19 protein-coding genes are annotated in these 18,893 nt (G+C 33.1%); all 19 read left to right on the top strand.

Annotated elements, in window-relative coordinates:
- Window positions 1–41 precede the first annotated feature (41 nt).
- The 19 genes from MKY00_RS26590 to MKY00_RS26500 all read left to right on the top strand — a co-directional run bounded on the left by MKY00_RS26590 (window position 42) and on the right by MKY00_RS26500 (window position 18,850).
- Window positions 42–1,049, top strand: a complete 1,008-nt coding sequence (locus tag MKY00_RS26590) for a LytTR family transcriptional regulator DNA-binding domain-containing protein (RefSeq protein WP_016718989.1) — start codon at window positions 42–44, stop codon at window positions 1,047–1,049.
- 180 nt (window positions 1,050–1,229) lie between these two features.
- Window positions 1,230–2,072, top strand: a complete 843-nt coding sequence (locus MKY00_RS26585) for an ABC transporter ATP-binding protein (RefSeq protein ID WP_000170839.1) — start codon at window positions 1,230–1,232, stop codon at window positions 2,070–2,072.
- Window positions 2,072–2,776 (top strand): ABC transporter permease, encoded by a 705-nt coding sequence (locus tag MKY00_RS26580; RefSeq protein ID WP_016718988.1) that lies wholly within the window; start codon window positions 2,072–2,074, stop codon window positions 2,774–2,776. Before MKY00_RS26585 ends, MKY00_RS26580 begins: the two co-directional genes overlap by 1 nt.
- A gap of 161 nt (window positions 2,777–2,937) precedes the next feature.
- The gene (locus tag MKY00_RS26575) at window positions 2,938–3,843 is read left to right on the top strand and encodes a M23 family metallopeptidase (protein WP_016718987.1); all 906 of its coding nucleotides are present in this window, start codon (window positions 2,938–2,940) and stop codon (window positions 3,841–3,843) included.
- Window positions 3,844–3,984: 141 nt separating this feature from the next.
- Window positions 3,985–4,119: a hypothetical protein gene (locus MKY00_RS26570; protein WP_000008903.1), complete on the top strand. Its 135-nt coding sequence runs from the start codon at window positions 3,985–3,987 to the stop codon at window positions 4,117–4,119.
- Between the two features lie 307 nt (window positions 4,120–4,426).
- Complete coding sequence (spoIIID, locus tag MKY00_RS26565; protein WP_000544012.1) at window positions 4,427–4,699, top strand: sporulation transcriptional regulator SpoIIID; 273 nt, start codon at window positions 4,427–4,429, stop codon at window positions 4,697–4,699.
- A gap of 161 nt (window positions 4,700–4,860) precedes the next feature.
- Window positions 4,861–5,862, top strand: a complete 1,002-nt coding sequence (locus MKY00_RS26560; RefSeq protein WP_000457987.1) for a rod shape-determining protein — start codon at window positions 4,861–4,863, stop codon at window positions 5,860–5,862.
- 421 nt (window positions 5,863–6,283) lie between these two features.
- Complete coding sequence (gene fabZ, locus MKY00_RS26555; RefSeq protein WP_000931959.1) at window positions 6,284–6,718, top strand: 3-hydroxyacyl-ACP dehydratase FabZ; 435 nt, start codon at window positions 6,284–6,286, stop codon at window positions 6,716–6,718.
- Window positions 6,719–7,236: 518 nt separating this feature from the next.
- Entirely contained in the window at window positions 7,237–7,914 is a 678-nt protein-coding gene (locus tag MKY00_RS26550) for a CpsD/CapB family tyrosine-protein kinase (protein WP_016718986.1), read from the top strand.
- Between the two features lie 277 nt (window positions 7,915–8,191).
- Window positions 8,192–8,935: a YveK family protein gene (locus MKY00_RS26545; protein ID WP_016718985.1), complete on the top strand. Its 744-nt coding sequence runs from the start codon at window positions 8,192–8,194 to the stop codon at window positions 8,933–8,935.
- Window positions 8,925–9,626 carry a CpsD/CapB family tyrosine-protein kinase gene (locus MKY00_RS26540; protein ID WP_016718984.1) on the top strand — a complete coding sequence of 234 codons (702 nt, stop codon included), beginning with the start codon at window positions 8,925–8,927 and terminating at the stop codon, window positions 9,624–9,626. The genes MKY00_RS26545 and MKY00_RS26540 overlap by 11 nt, the downstream gene beginning before the upstream one ends.
- A 108-nt stretch (window positions 9,627–9,734) precedes the next feature.
- Complete coding sequence (locus tag MKY00_RS26535; RefSeq protein WP_029141235.1) at window positions 9,735–10,502, top strand: tyrosine-protein phosphatase; 768 nt, start codon at window positions 9,735–9,737, stop codon at window positions 10,500–10,502.
- A gap of 260 nt (window positions 10,503–10,762) precedes the next feature.
- A complete protein-coding gene (locus MKY00_RS26530; protein ID WP_016718982.1) occupies window positions 10,763–11,410 on the top strand; it encodes a sugar transferase in 648 nt (215 codons plus the stop codon).
- Window positions 11,411–11,471: 61 nt separating this feature from the next.
- Window positions 11,472–12,575, top strand: a complete 1,104-nt coding sequence (locus MKY00_RS26525; protein WP_016718981.1) for a glycosyltransferase family 4 protein — start codon at window positions 11,472–11,474, stop codon at window positions 12,573–12,575.
- A 12-nt stretch (window positions 12,576–12,587) separates the two neighbouring features.
- Entirely contained in the window at window positions 12,588–13,991 is a 1,404-nt protein-coding gene (locus tag MKY00_RS26520) for an O-antigen ligase family protein (protein WP_016718980.1), read from the top strand.
- Entirely contained in the window at window positions 13,984–14,901 is a 918-nt protein-coding gene (locus tag MKY00_RS26515; RefSeq protein ID WP_016718979.1) for a glycosyltransferase family 2 protein, read from the top strand. Before MKY00_RS26520 ends, MKY00_RS26515 begins: the two co-directional genes overlap by 8 nt.
- A gap of 37 nt (window positions 14,902–14,938) precedes the next feature.
- Window positions 14,939–16,099 carry a glycosyltransferase gene (locus tag MKY00_RS26510; protein ID WP_016718978.1) on the top strand — a complete coding sequence of 387 codons (1,161 nt, stop codon included), beginning with the start codon at window positions 14,939–14,941 and terminating at the stop codon, window positions 16,097–16,099.
- Between the two features lie 60 nt (window positions 16,100–16,159).
- Window positions 16,160–17,290, top strand: a complete 1,131-nt coding sequence (locus tag MKY00_RS26505; RefSeq protein WP_016718977.1) for a glycosyltransferase — start codon at window positions 16,160–16,162, stop codon at window positions 17,288–17,290.
- 72 nt (window positions 17,291–17,362) lie between these two features.
- Complete coding sequence (locus tag MKY00_RS26500) at window positions 17,363–18,850, top strand: oligosaccharide flippase family protein (protein WP_175574683.1); 1,488 nt, start codon at window positions 17,363–17,365, stop codon at window positions 18,848–18,850.
- The last annotated feature ends 43 nt before the right edge of the window (window positions 18,851–18,893 follow it).

Here is an 18,893-nt window from a genome sequence, read left to right as displayed (position 1 = left end):
TGTTTGGTATAATATGATAAAAAGCATTCGGGGGAGACGAAATGGTGTTATTGGAGTTGAAACAGTTAGGGAAGACGAACCAGTTACCGGTAATTGAGCTAGAGGTTGAGAAGGGGCAATGTGTTGTTTTGCAATGTAATAACCATACAGCTAAAGTGTTACACCGCATTATTATTGGTGAGGAAGAAGCTTCAACTGGCAATGTGCTATTTGAAGGTGAAGCGATTGGAAAGAGAAATTATTCTCGCATCGGCTTTTGTTTTTTGAAAGATGAAGCATATGATCGTTTGAAGGTGAAGGAATACTTTAATTTTTTAATAGGGCTGTATGAATCGAATATGAGCATAGAAGAAGTTGTACAATATGTCGGCCTCTTAGATAAATTAAACGTTAAAATAGAAAAACTATCATTTTCAGAGAAACGTCGTCTTCATATTGGGCGAGTGATGATTCATAATCCGGATTTAGTCATTTTGGAAGAACCAGAGCAAAATGTAGATACAGAGAGTACGATTATGATTCGAAAAGCAATTATGAAAATGAAAGAGCAAGGAAAGGCGATTTTTATTACATCATCTTTCCTATCGGACGCCCTTTCGTTAACAGAAGATGTATACATATTAAACAATGATGGTGTGAAAAAAGTAGAAATTGAACAAGAGGAAGCAGAAGAAGTTGATGAAGAAAAAGTCGTTCAAATGATTCCGCAAATGAAGTTAGAAAGAATACCAGCGAAAGTAAACGATAAAATCATTTTATTAGATCCAATGGAAATCCATTTCATTGAAACGCAAAACGGAGTAACACATATTCACGTTCGTGAAGGTGATTTCGTATGCGCATTAACATTAAGTGAACTAGAAGCGAGATTAACAGGTTTTGGTTTCTTTAGATGTCATCGCTCTTACCTTGTGAATTTACAAAGAGTACGAGAAGTAATTACTTGGACTCGTAACAGTTTCAGCTTAATTTTAGACGACGAAAGAAAAAGTTCAATTCCGCTTTCGAAAGGACGAATGGATGAGTTGAAAGGTGTAATTGGGCTATAAAAAGTGCTCCAATAAGCTCAAAATACGATCCATTCACCGGTAAAAATACTCCTTTTACCGGTATTTTACTGCGTAAACCCTTTGATTTTCATATGATTGAGTCAAGAAAAGCGAAATAAACAAACGAAAAGCGCTAAGGCGACTTTCATCTATAAAAGAAAAAACAAAGGGGATGACGAGATGACATTGGCAATTGAAATGAAAGATGTAATGAAAAGCTTCAATGAAAAAACGGCACTTCGAAATGTAAATATTGAGGTGAAGCAAGGAGAGATTTTCGGATTCCTCGGACCGAGTGGCTCTGGGAAAACAACAACAGTAAAAATATTAACTTCTCAATTACTTCATAGCGTTGGAACGGTAAAAGTATTAGGGAAAGATATTACAGGGCCAAGCAGCATCGATTATAAACGAATTGGTATTTTAACAGACAACAGCGGTTTATATGAGAGACTTAGCATTTATGATAATCTACTATTATTTTGTGACTTATACGATTGCAAAAAAGAACGAATCGATGAAGTATTAGCGCAAGTAAACTTATTAGATGATAAAAAAACATTAGTAAAGAAACTATCAAAGGGAATGAAGCAGCGCGTTACATTAGCTAGAGCAATCCTTCATAAACCAGATATCCTCTTCTTAGACGAACCAACATCTGCACTTGATCCAGTAAACGTACAAAACATTCATAAAATCTTAAAGGATTTAAATAAAGAAGGAACGACGATTTTCTTAACGACTCACAATATGGACGAAGCAGAAACGCTTTGTAATCGCATTGCCTTTCTATGTGGCGGAGAAATTGTAGCGCTTGATACACCGGAGAACCTTCGCTTACAATACGCGAAAGATCAAATACAAGTCGTGTTAAAGGATAAGAAGAAAGAAACGGTACAAAAAGATGAATTAGGTGCAAAACGCATTTCAGAATGGATGAAAAAAGGAGAACTATTATCTATTCATTCTTATGAGCCAACGCTAGGCGATATCTTTATTGAAGTTACTGGGAGGGGATTATAATGACATTTTCAATGAGACGTGTATCAGCTATTTTTAGAAAAGAAGTACAGGACTTTAAGACGAATTCACAAGTGTTGCTAATGGTATCTTTACCAATTATATTTGCATTTATATTTAGCCGATTTGGAGAAGGACAGGCAGGGGTTGGCATTATTACTTTAATGGCCTTTCTATTTGTTGCTGGGTTTGTTCAATCGATGGTAATCGCAGAGGAAAAAGAAAAACATACATTGCGTGTGTTAATGCTATCACCAGCTTCATCTGTTGAAGTTCTTCTTGGGAAAAGTATATTAACAGCATGTTTAACGTTAGGTATTTCTATTATAAACTTATTCATTTTAGATCAATTAAGTGGAAATTTCTTATTACTAGCATTTGTTTTCTTATGTGGAACAATTCTATTTACTTTAATTGGAACAATGATTGGATTACTAGCTGAGTCTGTCCCACAAACATCACTAATTGGAATGCCGATATTAATGACGATGTATTTAGCTGTACAATTTGAGCCAATGGTTGAAAATAAAGTAATTAAGACAATGATTAGTTATCTTCCAACATCTCATCTTGAAAAGGCAATTAAAAGCTTAGTAGAGGGTGCAGGATTTAGTAGTATTAGTGGCCATATGATAAATGTTGGGGCTTGGCTTATTATTTCACTTATTGCATGTTTAATCGTGTATAAAAAGAAACAATTAGATTAAAAACTGAGCCGAAACGCTCAGTTTTTTCTTTTTTCTATCATTTCCTCGGAAATTTTACAATCACTATACATATTTTTACAGATTTTGTCGAAAAGTAATTAGTTATAGGTTGTATAGGATGCGTGAATATTGTTCAAAATGATTGCTGAGGTGATGATGGAATGCGAGGAAGAAATAATAAAAAGTCGCAAAAGGTAGTACATTTATTTCAAAAAAGATGGGTATTTCCGGCACTATACATTGCTTGTGCAGCGGTAATTTTAATGGTTGCGCTATGGTTCCAAGGAGCTAATACGAAGAAGACTCCGAACCAAGATCAAGCAACGCCGTATACACAAACGGAAGATCCAGCAGTACCAGTAACGAAGTCTTCAGAAGTAGTGAAAATGCCAGCTCCTGCTAATGCGGAAGTAGTTGTACAGAAGAAGTTCTATGAAGATGCAGCAACTGAGGCGGAACAAGAAAAAGCACTTGTCTTTTATAACAACACATATTCCCCGAACAAAGGAATTGACATTGCTGCGAAGAATGGAAAAGAATTCAATGTTACAGCTGCTTTAAGTGGCACAGTAACGAAAGCTGAAAAAGATTCACTTCTTGGTTATGTTGTAACAGTTGATAGTGGAAATGGTGTAGCAGCTTCTTATCAAAGCTTAGGCAGTGTAAAAGTAGAAAAAGGTGCACGAGTTGTACAAGGTGAAGTATTAGGAAAATCCGGTCTAAGTGCAATGAATAAAGAAGCAGGTTCTCACGTTCACTTTGAAGTACGTAAAGACAATGTGGCTGTGAACCCTGAGCGCTACTTAAATAAGTCAGTAGCAGAAATTAAAGCTGATGCAGGTGCTGCAAAGGCAACGAACGCTTCTGGTAAAAAAGCTGATGACAAATCTCAAAAAGAAGAAAAGTCAACGAGCACGAAACCAGAAAGTAAAACAGAAGACAAGTCTCAAAAAGAAGAGAAATCAACTAGCGGTTCAACTAGTGACAAAAAAGAAGAACCGAAGAAAGAAGAAAAATCAACAAATGGTTCTACAGAATCATCTAACAGTTCTTCTTCACAAGAATAAGAAAGTGAAAAAATCAGTTCTCACTAGGAGAGCTGATTTTTTTATTTCCATATAAAAATACTCAATTTCGAGAAAAAAGTTGCAATAACAAGGAAAAATGACGAGATTCACGAATATATATTACAAAAAGGAGGGGATACTGTGTCATTTTTGTTTGTTCTGTCGACTGCTATTATTTTATTGTTTGTTTTATTTACTTTATATTATTACATTGCCGGTAAGAAAGAGGTTCCCCACCATCAATTGTTAGAAGAAGAGTTAGAACGAGAAGAATGACGCCTTGTATACAAGGTGTCATTTTTTTCGCCAAAATAGTCACTGTTAACGTATTTCTCACAAAAAAATGTAATTTTTCTTAACTTAGTCCGCAAAAATAGTGAACATGTAGCATATATCAGTAGTGCGGGCAATACAATGGTATAAACCAAAGCAAAGAGAGTGTTTGAGGTGAGAAATCGTGAATCATTTCATTATAAATCCAAGAATGTTTAACGCTTACAAACAGCACTCACACTTACTTCTTAGTCGTATGCAGCGAGGCTCATTTCACCCTTCTCACATCCAATTTAGGGAGGCGAGTGGTGTGCACGATTACATCAAAGAGAGAACTATCAAGATTGGTAAGTATATCGTGGAGACAAGAAAGACAGTGCGTGTCATTGCAAAGGAATTTGGGGTATCAAAGAGTACAGTCCATAAAGATTTAACGGAACGTCTACCAGAAATTAATCCAGAGCTCGCAAATGAAGTGAAAGAAATTCTTGATTATCATAAGTCTATTCGTCATTTAAGAGGCGGAGAAGCAACAAAACAAAAGTATAGAAAAGAAGATGTAGAAAAGCCGGTACGTCAATAAATATGCGATCGCAAACATTCCGTTTCAATTCGGTAATATTTTTCAGAAAAATTCTTTTTGCGAATATTACGTTTCTGTTAAATTTATGATAAAATCAGAAATTAGGTGTAAAAGAATTCGGGTGTAACCTGATTTTGAATATCGAGGAGGAAAAAACGGGAATGTTTGCGCGAGATATCGGAATTGACCTAGGTACGGCTAACGTATTAATCCATGTTAAAGGTAAGGGTATTGTATTAAATGAGCCATCTGTTGTTGCTATTGATCGTAACACAGGTAAAGTATTAGCAGTAGGTGAAGAAGCAAGAAGTATGGTGGGACGTACGCCTGGTAATATTGTAGCCATTCGTCCACTAAAAGATGGTGTAATCGCAGATTTCGAAATTACAGAAGCGATGTTAAAGTATTTCATTAACAAATTGGACGTAAAGAGCTTCTTTTCAAAACCTCGCATTTTAATTTGTTGTCCAACAAATATCACATCAGTAGAACAAAAAGCAATTCGTGAGGCTGCTGAACGTTCAGGTGGTAAAACGGTATTTTTAGAAGAAGAACCAAAAGTAGCCGCAGTTGGTGCTGGTATGGAAATCTTCCAACCAAGCGGTAACATGGTTGTTGATATTGGTGGAGGTACAACAGATATCGCTGTACTATCTATGGGTGATATTGTTACCTCTTCCTCTATCAAAATGGCTGGCGATAAGTTTGATATGGAGATCTTAAACTACATTAAACGTAAGTATAAGCTATTAATTGGAGAACGTACTTCAGAAGATATTAAAATTAAAGTTGGTACAGTATTCCCAGGTGCACGTAGCGAAGAACTTGAGATTCGCGGACGTGACATGGTAACAGGTTTACCACGTACAATTACAGTATGCTCTGAAGAAATTACAGAAGCATTAAAAGAAAATGCGGCTGTTATTGTACAAGCTGCAAAAGGCGTACTAGAGCGCACACCACCAGAACTATCAGCGGACATCATCGACCGCGGTGTGATTCTAACAGGCGGTGGAGCTTTACTACACGGTATCGACATGCTTCTAGCAGAAGAACTAAAAGTACCAGTATTAATTGCTGAAAACCCAATGCACTGCGTTGCGGTTGGTACAGGTATTATGTTAGAGAATATCGATAGATTACCAAAGCGTGCTTTACGATAAAGTGAAAGGAACTAAGGTGTAAGCCTTAGTTCTTTTTTTTATTTTTATTTTTGTATTTTGATTTATTGAGAAAATAGAAGAAAAATAAAGAAAAACAAAGAATATAGGTAAAATATTCATATATATGGTTAAATTTAATATTTCCGTATTTGAAAACGTTTATAATATAATGAGTCGAATACGACATTAAGGCAAATCATGTTCAAATACATATTGCCTTTCCCTAATCTGGGCATACACTCTTTTCTACCTCCGTGTCAGTTGCAAGGATATGCAACTATTTTAAGAAAATAGAGTGTATGCATTTTTTTATAAATAGGAAGTAAAGTTTCACTTTATAATGACAAACAATAAACAAAATGGGATAATAGACAATATGTCCAAGTGGTAAGACCAATATTACAAAAGGGGCGATTGTTATATGCTAAATATAGAACAAATTAAAGAAATCATTCCTCACCGCTATCCATTTTTACTTGTTGATAAAATATTAGAAGTAGATGAAGGAAAAAGAGCGGTTGGAATTAAAAATGTATCCGCAAACGAAGAATTCTTTAACGGGCACTTTCCTGACTACGCAGTTATGCCCGGTGTACTTATTGTAGAAGCATTAGCACAAGTTGGAGCAGTTGCTGTATTAAAGAAAGAAGAAAACCGCGGAAGACTTGCTTTCTTCGCAGGTATCGACAATTGTCGTTTCAAAAAACAAGTACGTCCAGGTGATCAACTTCGTCTAGAAGTAGAAATGACACGTGTACGTGGTCCAATCGGAAAAGGAAAAGCAATCGCAACAGTAGATGGTGAAGTTGCATGTGAAGCTGAAATTACATTTGCGATTGGTGATAAAAAAGAATAGATGTGAATGAAAAAAATTCTTCTGCAACATGCAGGAGAATTTTTTTAATTCATATATTTTTTGTCCGAAATATTAAAATGCAGATTAATCAGAAATCTTGTTGTAAATGAATGGAAGTTCGTATATAATGACGCTATAAATATCTTGGAATTAAGATAAAGTGAAACTTTAATCAGTGGGGGTTTTCTTCATCCCCCACTGATTATTAGTTGAACCAATCGGACTTTTATGGGCAGTTGATCCCCCACCTAATTTCTTTGCTTTCGCTGAATTTTGAGGTGGGGGTCTTACTGCCCATTAAAGCGGGATAAATGATAGCGCGATAAAAATAGAGACGCGGTTGTCACATTATAAAGGGTATGAGATAGGACAAAGCTTATTATGATTGGTTATGATGAAGTGTAGAGGAAAGTGATGGGGAAAATTAACAGTATAAACAAATGAAAAATGAGCGTAGCATATCGAACATAGAGAGATAAAGGGGAAAGTGTCGCATTTTGAAAAGAGGAGATCATACCATGTTCGGGAGAAAAAAAAGAAAACCATTACGACAATTAATTACACATAAAGAGCCTAAGTCACGCATTACGGAACAGTACCGTAACATCCGTACAAATATTGAATTTACATCTGTAGATAATCATGTTCGTTCTATTATTGTTACTTCGGCAGATCCAGGCGAGGGGAAAACAACGACAATTGCGAACTTAGCAGTTGTTTTCGGACAACAAGGGAAAAAAGTATTGTTAATTGGAGCTGACCTACGTAAGCCAACAATTCAAAACTTATTTGCTGTTCATAGCCCTAATGGCTTAACGAACCTATTATCAGGACAAGCAAAATTGATGCAATGCATTCAAAAAACAGATATAGAGAACGTATACTTAATGGCTTCAGGTCCAATCCCGCCAAACCCGGCTGAACTATTAGGTAGCCGGGCAATGGACGAGCTATTACTAGAAGCATATAACATGTTTGATATTATTTTAATCGACACACCACCAGTCCTTGCGGTTACCGATGCACAACTCTTAGCGAACAAATGTGATGGAATCGTACTGGTCGTACGTAGTGAAAAAACAGAAAAAGATAAAATTGTAAAAGCGAAGCAAATATTAGACAAAGCGTCTGGTAAATTACTTGGTGTTGTTTTAAATGATAAGAGAGAAGAAAAAGGACAATATGGATATTATTAGAAAATAATGTATGATACAATGATTTTTAGGGCCAATAATTATTTTTATTGGCTTTTTTGAATTATTTTAAAATTATTTATTGTATTATGCAAAAAATATGTTATAATGGAAAATTTGGGAATTCGATGGAATGTGTTGTCATATTTAAGATTATTTTGTAAGATTATATATGGTTTTTAAATAACAATCGTACATAGATATTACTAAAATAAAAAAATGTAAGATTTATATGTTATAATTTTTCTTATGTGCAAATTTTAGAAAGTTGGAGGAACTTATGGAAGAAACAATTAGTTTGAAAGAGTTATTTCATATTTTAAAAAAACGTTTAGCAATGATCCTCGTAATCGCCTTTGGTGCCGCTATAGTAAGTGCTATCATTAGCTTCTTCTTTATGACACCAATCTATCAATCTTCGACGCAAATTCTTGTTAACCAGAAAAAACAAGAAGGTGCAATGATTCAAGCTGGTGAAGTTCAAACGAATATTCAATTAACGAATACATATAAGGTTATTATTAAAAGTCCAGTAATCTTAGATCAAGTAAATGAAAAATTAAATTTAAATATGACAGCGCAAGCGTTAACGGGAAAGATTAATGTTGCGAATGAAAAAGATTCACAAGTCATTTCTGTAACAGCTGAGGACAAAGATCCAAAATTAGCTCGTGATATTGCAAATGCTACTGCAGATGTATTTAAAGGTGAAGTTGCAAAAATTATGAACGTGGATAACGTAACTGTACTATCTAAAGCAGAAGTTGCAGAAAATCAATCTCCGATTAAACCACGTCCAATGTTAAATGTTGCAATTGCCTTCGTTATTGGCTTAATGGCTGCAGTTGGTCTGGCATTCTTACTAGAATACTTAGATAACACGGTGAAAAAAGAAGAGGATGTAGAAAACTTACTTGGTTTACCAGTGTTAGGTATTGTAGCTCGTATGGATGAAGAAACAACGAACGTGAAATCACACGCTCCATCATCAAGAAAAGTGAGGGGACAAACAATTGGCTCTTAATTTATTTAAAAAGAAAAAGAATCATCGTCAACGTCGTCAATTAATTGCTCATCAACAACCGAAATCACCAATTTCAGAACAGTATCGTAATATTCGAACAAATATCGAATTTGCAGCTGTTGATAAAAATTTACATTCATTAATGGTAACATCTGCGAACCCAAGTGAAGGAAAAACAACGACGACAGCGAATATGGCAGTCGTGTTCGCCCAACAAGGAAAGAAAGTATTATTAATTGATGCAGATATGCGTAAACCAGCGATGCATCAAATGTTTCAATTAGATAATATTTTCGGGCTAACAAACGTATTAACACATAGTGAACGTTTAGAAAAATGTGTACAAAAAACATCAGTTGATAATTTACACTTTTTAGCATGTGGGCCAATCCCGCCAAATCCTGCAGAATTATTAGGGTCAAAATCAATGCAGGAGCTTCTGGCACAAGCATACAGTACGTACGATTTAGTTATTTTCGATTTACCACCGATTTTAGCTGTTACTGATGCGCAAATTATGGCAAATGTATGTGATGCTTCTATTCTTGTCGTTCGTAGTGAATCGACAGATAAAGAAACCGCAGTAAAAGCAAAAGGTCTACTAGAATCAGCAAAAGGTAAATTGTTAGGTGTTGTCCTGAATGATCGTGAACGTGAACAGGGCTTATATTATTACTACGGTGCAAATTAATGAAAAGAGTGAGATATGGGAAGAACATATCTCCTTTTTTCCCTTGAATATGAGATGTCTCATATTCAAGGGAAAAAAGATTACTATAAGAGAGGGAGGACAAAACAAATGATTGATTTACATTGTCATATTTTATCTGGCATTGATGACGGAGCGCAAACAGTAACGGATAGTTTAGCGATGGCACAAAAGGCTGTGCAAGAAGGAATACATACAATTGTTGCCACGCCACATCATCAAAATGGAAAATATGTAAATGAGCGTACTTCTATTATTCATCAAGTGAAGCAATTAAATGATGAATTAGAGCAACATGAAATCCCACTGAAAGTTTTACCAGGACAAGAAGTCAGGTTATACGGTGATTTATTAGAAGACTATAAAGCTGGTAAAATTATTACTTTAAATGAAACAAACAAATACATATTCATTGAATTTCCATCTAATCATGTACCTCGTTATGCAGAACAACTATTGTATGAACTACGTGTAAAAGGAATGATCCCAATTATCGTTCACCCCGAACGTAATGCCGAGTTAATCGAGCGGCCAGATAAGTTATATAACCTCGTTAATAAAGGTGCATTAACACAAGTGACAGCAGGAAGTTTAATTGGGAAATTCGGTAAAAAAATTAAAAAATTTTCATTACAGCTTGTGGAGCATAATTTAACCCATATGATCGCATCAGATGCACATAACACAACAACAAGAGGATTTCATCTAGCAGAAAGCTATGAACTGATAGAGAAAGAATTCGGTGCAACTGTTATGAATGATTTAAGAGAGAATCCGTATTTAATCATTGGCGGGAAAGCAATTTATAAAGAAGATCCAGAACAAATTCGTCGTAAAAAATTGTTTGGTATTTTTTAATTGAAGAATTATTTTATATGCCTAATAACATTAATAGAATATAAAATGGTGTGGTAGGCGATTTCCTTACGTTTAATTATATAGTGTTGAGTGTATAAAGGGAAAAAGATACAAGGCTTTAATGAGACGCTCTGATGAAAAATCAGCTATATGTTTACGTAAACATATAGCTGATTTTTTAAGGATATATTATACAAAGAATATTTGTAGATGTAAATATTTATAATGATTAGGGTAAGGATGGAGAAGGAGGAGCTTTAGTGAAAGTAAAACAAGAAGTGGTCACTCAGGATAATCAAAGGATTTCCCTAGGAGATTCGAATAATAAAAAAGGATACTTATTTATTAAACGAGTTTTAGATGTAGTACTAAGTTCTATTGGACTGATAGTAGTTGCACCACTTATTTTAATTGTTGGAATTTTAATTAAAATTGAATCAAGAGGGAATATATTTTACCTGCAAGAAAGGGTAGGATTGTATGGTAAAGAGTTTAAAGTAATAAAGTTGAGGTCAATGAGACAGGATGCTGAAAGAAAGGGTGCACAATGGGCGACGATAAATGACCCGAGGATTACAAGAGTTGGTTCATTTATAAGGAAGACAAGAATTGATGAGTTGCCACAACTTATAAATATTTTTAAGGGGGAAATGAGTTTTATCGGTCCGAGGCCAGAGCGGGAGGTCTTTGTTAGAGAATTTGAAAAAAAAATTAGTGGATTTTCTAATAGAGTTGAAGTAAAGCCTGGGTTAACTGGTTTAGCACAAGTAAAAGGTGGTTACGATTTAAGTCCGAAAGAAAAATGGGAACTAGATATGGAATATATTAAGATACAGGGTTTTAAAATAGATGCGTACATAATCTTAAAAACTATTAGAGTAGTTATTACTGGCGAGGGAGCTAGGTAATTTACAAGGGTGGGAATAATAGGTATTAGTCAAAATAAATAATGAAAATGTGGTGCAAAGAATGAAAATTTTATATGTAATTACTAGGTCGGATTGGGGAGGGGCGCAGGCACACTTATTTGATCTGATTAGGGAAGCAAAGCAAAAAGGGTATTCTTGCTCAGTAGTTGTTGGAGAGGAAGGGGAGTTCTTTAATAGAGTTAAGGAATTAGGTGTTTATCCAATCTATTTGAAGAATTTGGTTCATCCTATTCATCCATTAAAAGACTTTATGGCAACTATTAAATTAAAAAGGATTATTAATGAAATAAAACCAGATGTAATACATTTGCATTCTTCAAAAGCGGGTGTTATTGGTAGGATAGCAGGTGCAATGAGCAAAGTACCAGTAATTTTTACTGCGCATGGATGGGCGTTTTCAGAAGGGGTTTCATCAAAAAGAAAAGCGATAGCTATTCCAATTGAAAAAGGTATGGGATATTTAAGTGATAATATAATTTGCGTTTCGGAGTATGATAAACGATTAGCGTTACAAAATAAAATTTCTACGAGTAGAAAACTTGTCACAATATATAACGGTGTAAAAGATAAGCAAATACATGAAAATAATAGTTCAAAGAAGAATGGTATATTGAAGGTCATCATGGTTGCTAGATTTAGTTATCCAAAAGATTATGAGACCTTAATCCGAGCGGTAGATGCTCTAGATATTCCTATAGAAGTAAATTTATTGGGGAATGGCGATTTGCAGGATCAGATGAAAAAGCTAGCTAATGATTTGGGTGTGTGCAATAAAGTGAACTTCTTGGGGATGCAAAGGGATGTAACTAAATATTTGGCAGAATCGGATGTATTTATATTAACGACTAATTATGAAGGTCTACCTATAAGTATTATTGAAGCGATGCAACAATCATTACCTATTATAGCTACTAATGTAGGAGGAGTAGGTGAATTAGTAGAGCATGGTAAAAATGGTTTTCTAATTGCTAAGCAAGATGTTAAGGGTGTAGTAAAATATTTAGAAAAATTTAATGAAGATAGAATATTAGCGAAGCAGATGGGGAAAGTGAGTAGAAGGAAATATGAAGAGTCATTCGACCTTGAAATTTGTATGGAAAAGACGTTTGAGGTTTATCAAAAGGTAATTAAGTCTAATGGATAGGTGATTGTTAGAGTGAATACTAGTGTGTATATAAATGAAAATAATAAAAAAAGTTTAAGTATAGTAGTTATAAGTATACTAATTGGCGGTATGTCATCTTTATTTAATATATGGTTTTTGCTATTGTGGTTTTGTTTAATAATAGCATTTATATTTTTGTTTAAACCAAAATTATTCATATATAGTATTTTAATACTTGTACCTTATACACAATTAATAATGTATTTAATTCAAAAATATAATTTGTTTGTAGGTATAGTCATAATGCCGACAGATTTATTATTTTTTGGGTTGCTCGTATATTCTATTTTTATATTCTTTTTAAAGAATGGATATAAGGTTATACAATTTGAAAAAAGATACATGACTATTCAAATTATTTTCCTAACGTATATTGTAATACAAATAGCAAGAGGCTATCTACTAGGTTATAACGATAGTACCGCACACGGTAGGGGATTAGTACTTTATAGCATAACAGTGTTACTCCTTATGAAAATAGTTAAAATCGATCCGAAACGTTTAATTCAGTTTATAATTATGTCATCAATTGTCTTTACTGCAATTGAGTGGTGTATAGCATTGCTGCTAATACCAGACCTTCCGCAATATGGTGGAGGATTATTTGGTTTAATGCGGCCTAATTTTTATTTAGATCCAATGTATAATGTTATAGCCGTAGGTATATGTTTAGCGTATTTTAACATTTTTGGGGTTAGGAAATGGATTCTTTTTGCATTATTATGTAATTTATCTGCAGTATTTATTTCTAATACTAGATCATTTTGGATAGGGGTTATAATACAGGTCCTATTATTTTTTATTTGTCAGGCCAAATTTAAACCGAAAGGTTTTGCCTTGACTTTAAAAAAAGTATTGGCAATAGTGCTGGTTATTATTAGTATTATGGGCTTGGGTATAAATGCTATTCAGACTGACTCTTTTCAAAAATTACAAATAAATTATATGAAAAGTGATGAAAGTGTTATATACAGAGTTGAGGAAACAAAGGATGCATTAAATGAATATTGGGATAATCCATTGATAGGTAAAGGAATAGGAGCACCTTTAAAAAGGCACTTTATTGAAGTTGATGGTATTGATAACAGTAGTTTTATTCATAACCAGTATGTATTTCTTCTTTTAAATATCGGAATTATCGGATTGGTGATATTTGTTATATATATGTATTCACTATTAAAAGTATGTAATGTATATATTAAAAGAATAAGAGAATCTAATGGCGGAGTTCTAGCATTAAGCTTCATTTATATAACGATTTCTGGTGCGGTAATATCAATAACATCACCTCAATTTACCAATATAACGGTAATTCCATATATAGCTGTATTAGCCGGTGTTGTTATAAATGAATATTTAATACTTGATTTGAATCGTGGAGGTAAAGATGAATAATAAAGTTAAGTGTTCGGTCGTTGTCGTAAATTGGAATAGTGAAAAATATATTAGAGAATGTTTTAATGCGTTGTTAACTACAATGAATGAATTAAAGCATAAAATTGATGTAGAGGTCATAGTGGTAGATAATGCCTCTACTGATAGTAGTGTGAAAATTATTGAAGAGGAATTTAAGTGGGTAAAATTGATTAAATCACTTCAGAATAATGGTTTTTCAAAAGCTAATAATATTGCCATAAAGTATAGTACAGGGGAGTATATTTTACTTTTAAATACAGATGCGATTATTAATACATCGGCATTGAAGAATAGCATTGAATTTTTAGAGGAAAATAGTGATGCCGGTGTTGCGGGGTGTCAACTTTTAAATGCTGATGGAACAAATCAACAATCATTTGGTAGACAATTAAACTTTAAAAATATTCTTATTGAGACTTTATTCTTAGAAAAAGTATTTAAATTAAAGAATAAGACTAATAATCAACCTTTTGAGGTCGATTATGTATGTGGAGCTTACTTTTTAGTGAAAAAGCAAGCGATAGAAGAAGTGGGTTTATTGGATGAAGATTATTTCTTTTATGTGGAAGAAGCAGATTGGTGCTACAGAATGAAAAAGCATGGGTGGACAAGTTATGTTATCCCAACTGAAACGGTGATACATTACAGGGGAGGAAGCTCTACGAAGGTAAACCCGTTTAAATATATGATTCAGTTACAGAAAAGTAAGTTCATTTTTGCTAGAAAGCATTTTTCAAATTTACAGTTTTATTTATATAAAAAGCTGGTAATTATTAATGCTAAAATTAGACGATTACGTTTGAAATTTAAAACAGGTGAAGATAAGTTAGTGGCGTATAAGGTGCAAACTATGTACCAAATCGAAGAACTTGCAAGAAATTTTGAGTAAAGATAAATTGCTTATGGTGTAGGAGGAATATAATTAGATGAATAAAGAAAAAGTTATATTAGTATATAGAGGGGATGTTGCAACTGGCTCGGGCGAGCAAACTCGATTGCTTAATATTGTAAAAAGTATAGATGTAGAAAAGAAAATATTGCTTTTAATTGATATATCTGAAGAAGAATTGTTAGTAAGTAAACAGGTTCTTCAAGAAATTGAAGGATTAGAAATTAGAATCATAAAAAGTAAGAATAATTTTATAGCTGATTATAAAGATGGTCTTGCACAATTGAAAATGATCTTAGATGAAAAACAAGTTAATAGTGTGGTATTGGTTAATAATTTTGCTTTGTTATATGCACCATACTGCAAAAAAAATAAACTTAAAACCATCTGGAGTATGCATGGAGTGCATGAAGAGAAATTAGATGGAACTTTTCAAAGTAAAATAAAAGTATTTGCACAAAAAAAATTAGAAGCCTTTTTATTGAAATATGTGGAAGTTGTTATGGTTGTATCAGAGAGAATGGCTAATTATATACAGAAAGATTATAAATATAAAAAATCTATTTGTATAGTTCCCTGCGCGGTTGATGATAAAATCTTCCACTATAGTGAATCTACAAGGGATTTAATTAGAAGTGAACTTGGTATAAGTAATAAATTTGTCTTGACATATCTAGGGTTATATCAAAAATGGCAATCTCTTGATGAATTAGTAGATATATATATGAATTTTAAGAAAATACATAATCAGATGCATATGCTGATTATCTCTCCGAATGTAATGGAGTTTGAAAATTTGATGCGTAATAATAATATTAGCCCAGAAGAGTATACAATTTTATCACTAAATCATGCAGAAGTTGCTAAGTATTTAATGGCTTCAGATTTGGGATATATAATTAGGAAAAAGGATGTCATTAATGAAAATGCCTTCCCTACTAAGTTCGCAGAATACTTGATTTGTGGATGTCCTGTAATAGTAAATAAAGGTGTCGGTAGTTATGGTGATTATGTGGAACGGTATAAATTAGGTCTACCTATTGATATTAGAAGCATTGATAGCCTAGAAGATAATCTTGATCAATTTTTGAAGGGTTATTTAGTAAATGGAACGGAAATGAAAAAGCACTGTAATGAGTTTGCTAGGGATAATTTAAGTTGGGATAACTTTAGTAAATTAATAACCAAAATTATATAGGAAGCTTTGACGAAAAGTATTCTTTACCAGGGGTATACAAATGAGGAGGTTAAAGCTTTAATGGATTTAAAAAAGACAGGAAATCAAGGGTTAAAAATAATGATTTTAACTACAGGTTTAGCGTACGGTGGAGCCGAAATGCAGCTTGTTAAATTAGCAATAAACTTAAAAAAAAGGGGGCATGAAATACTTGTTGTCTCAATGTTACAACCAAAGGAATTTGTTGAAGAATTGTCCAAAAATCATATTGACACTTTAAACTTGGGAATGCAGGCAGGTGTACCAAACCCAAAAGCAATTTTAAGATTAGCACGCTACATGCGGAAGTATAGACCTCAAATTTTACATAGTCACATGGTTCATGCAAATTTGCTCGGCCGGATAGTGAGAATGTTTGCTCCTGTTCAAGTTCAAATATCTACAATCCATAGTATAAATGAAGGCGGACGGGTGAGGGAGTATCTATATAGAATTACAAACGGCTTAAGTACTGTTACAACAATAATTAGTGAAATTGCCGCAAAAAAATATATAGATAAAAAGATTGTTCCGAAAAGAAAATTGAAATATATTCCAAATGGTATTGAAATTGATTCCTTTAGGAGAGACATTACAATAGGGAAGGCTAAAAGAATAGAATTAGGAATTTCTAATCAATTTGTATGGTTGGCAGTCGGAAGGGTTGAATCTGAGAAAGATTATCCCAATTTAATTATGGCCTTTAATGAATTGATAAAAAGTAATAGGAATTGTGTTTTAGTAATAGTAGGTGAGGGAAGTAAATTAGATGAAATAAAGGAATTGGCTATAGAATTGGGTGTTGATGAAAAAATTAAATTTTTAGGGAAAAGATCCGATATCAAGGACCTAATGAGCATGTCGGATAGTTTTGTTCTTTCTTCGATATATGAAGGTTTGCCAATGGTACTGTTGGAAGCAAGTGTATGTGAGTTGCCTTTAATTGCTACGGACGTTGGAGGTAATCGAGAGGTAATTAATGATGGGGAAAATGGATATTTAGTGTCCAAAAGTAATCCGATGGAATTAGCGGAAAAAATGTTACAAATAATGAACTTAGGTGTAGAAGAGCGATTGAATATGGGTAACAAGGCAAGAAAGTATGTAGAAGAAAAGTATCGGATAGAGAAAGTCTTGGATGAGTGGGAAAAATTATATTACGAAAATATTTAAGCTATTATTAATGATAGTAGATAAATGATAAGGGAGAATGTAGCTAAAATGAATAGGGGCTATATTATAAATTTGAAAGAAAAAATATTGAATATTTCGGATTCTGGTTTGTTTAAATATGCGATGGCTACATTGATTCCAGCTATTATAAATGTACTATCCATGATGATATTTACTAGGATATTTCTACCTAGTGAATACGGACTATATTCATTAGTTATTACGACAACTAACATTGTTACTATTATATTGTCACAATGGATTGTACAATCTATTCAAAGGTATCGCCATGCTTATACTGTGGAAGATAAAAAAGAAGAGTTTAATAATTATTTAATTTATATGATGCAAATAATTGCTGTAGGGACTTTACTAAGTGCCGTAATTTTAAATGTATTCTTGGTCGGTTTCCGAATCATGGAAGACTATTTGATATATTGGCTGAGTGTAGTAATAATAATTTCCCAATCAATATATTCTATATTGATTACCTTATATCAAGCTGATTTAAGACCTCAAATGTATAGAAATTATCAAATTCTAAATAATGTATTAAAGTTTTCTTTTATAATGTTATTAATTATATTTGTTATGAGGGATATTAGATTTCTTTTGATAGGAACTATAATTAGTAATATTATCCTAATTAGTATGATGATACGTAATAGTAATTTAAAGTTTTCTCTAAGGTTTTCTAGTATAGATAAAAAAGCATTTATGCAGTTCATTTTACAATTTACTCGTTACGGTATGCCTATGTTAGGTTGGTTTTTGGGAACCTCTATTCTACAAATGGTAGATAGATATATGTTACAAGTTTATCGTTCTTCAGTGGAGGTTGGTATATATTCTGCTAACTCTACTTTAGTGACGATGTCATTGGGATTAATATGTGCACCAGTGCTATTAACTTTGCACCCAATAATTATGAGTAAAGCAGCAAAGAGTGACAAGGATGAGTTGGCAGGAGTAATTACAAGAGGTTCACAAATATTCTTATTAATTGTAACACCAATTACTATATATATTACTTTGTATCGCTATGATATAGTGGGGATATTGTTGGGAGAAGCTTATAGGGTAGGAGCAGATATAGTGCCTGTTACTATGATTGGATACTTTCTTTGGAATATAGCAATGTTTGGTCATAAAGGGCACGAAATATATAAAAAAACAAAAAGTATGTTGGTTTATGTGCTGATAGCAGCTAGTTTTAACGTATTAATTAATTTAATTTTAATACCATTATATGGTTATATGGGGGCAGCATATGCAACATCTGTGAGTTTAACAATATATCCTATATTAATTTATTTTACCTCAAAAAAATATATACCATGGAAATTTCCTATAAAAACATTGTTTAGGGTAGGGATAATTAGTGTAATAAATATTGTTATCGCAGTTTTATTTACTAATATTTTTGAAATGTTTATACCTAGAATAGTGAGTATAGTTTTAGGATTTATAGTATACATTTTAACCTATGTATTCCTTTTGATAAAAACTAAAGAGATAGATAGTGAGCTCATTAATTTTTTAAAAAAAATTAAAATGTAGTTAATTAATAAAAAATGAGAAAGAAGGAGTTGTTAATTAGTAC

The organism is Bacillus sp. FSL R9-9834 (assembly GCF_038006905.1).
Classification (GTDB): Bacteria; Bacillota; Bacilli; order Bacillales; family Bacillaceae_G; genus Bacillus_A; species Bacillus_A pacificus.
Note: the sequence above shows the minus strand (reverse complement) of the source record. Positions and strands in the feature narration are given on the sequence as shown.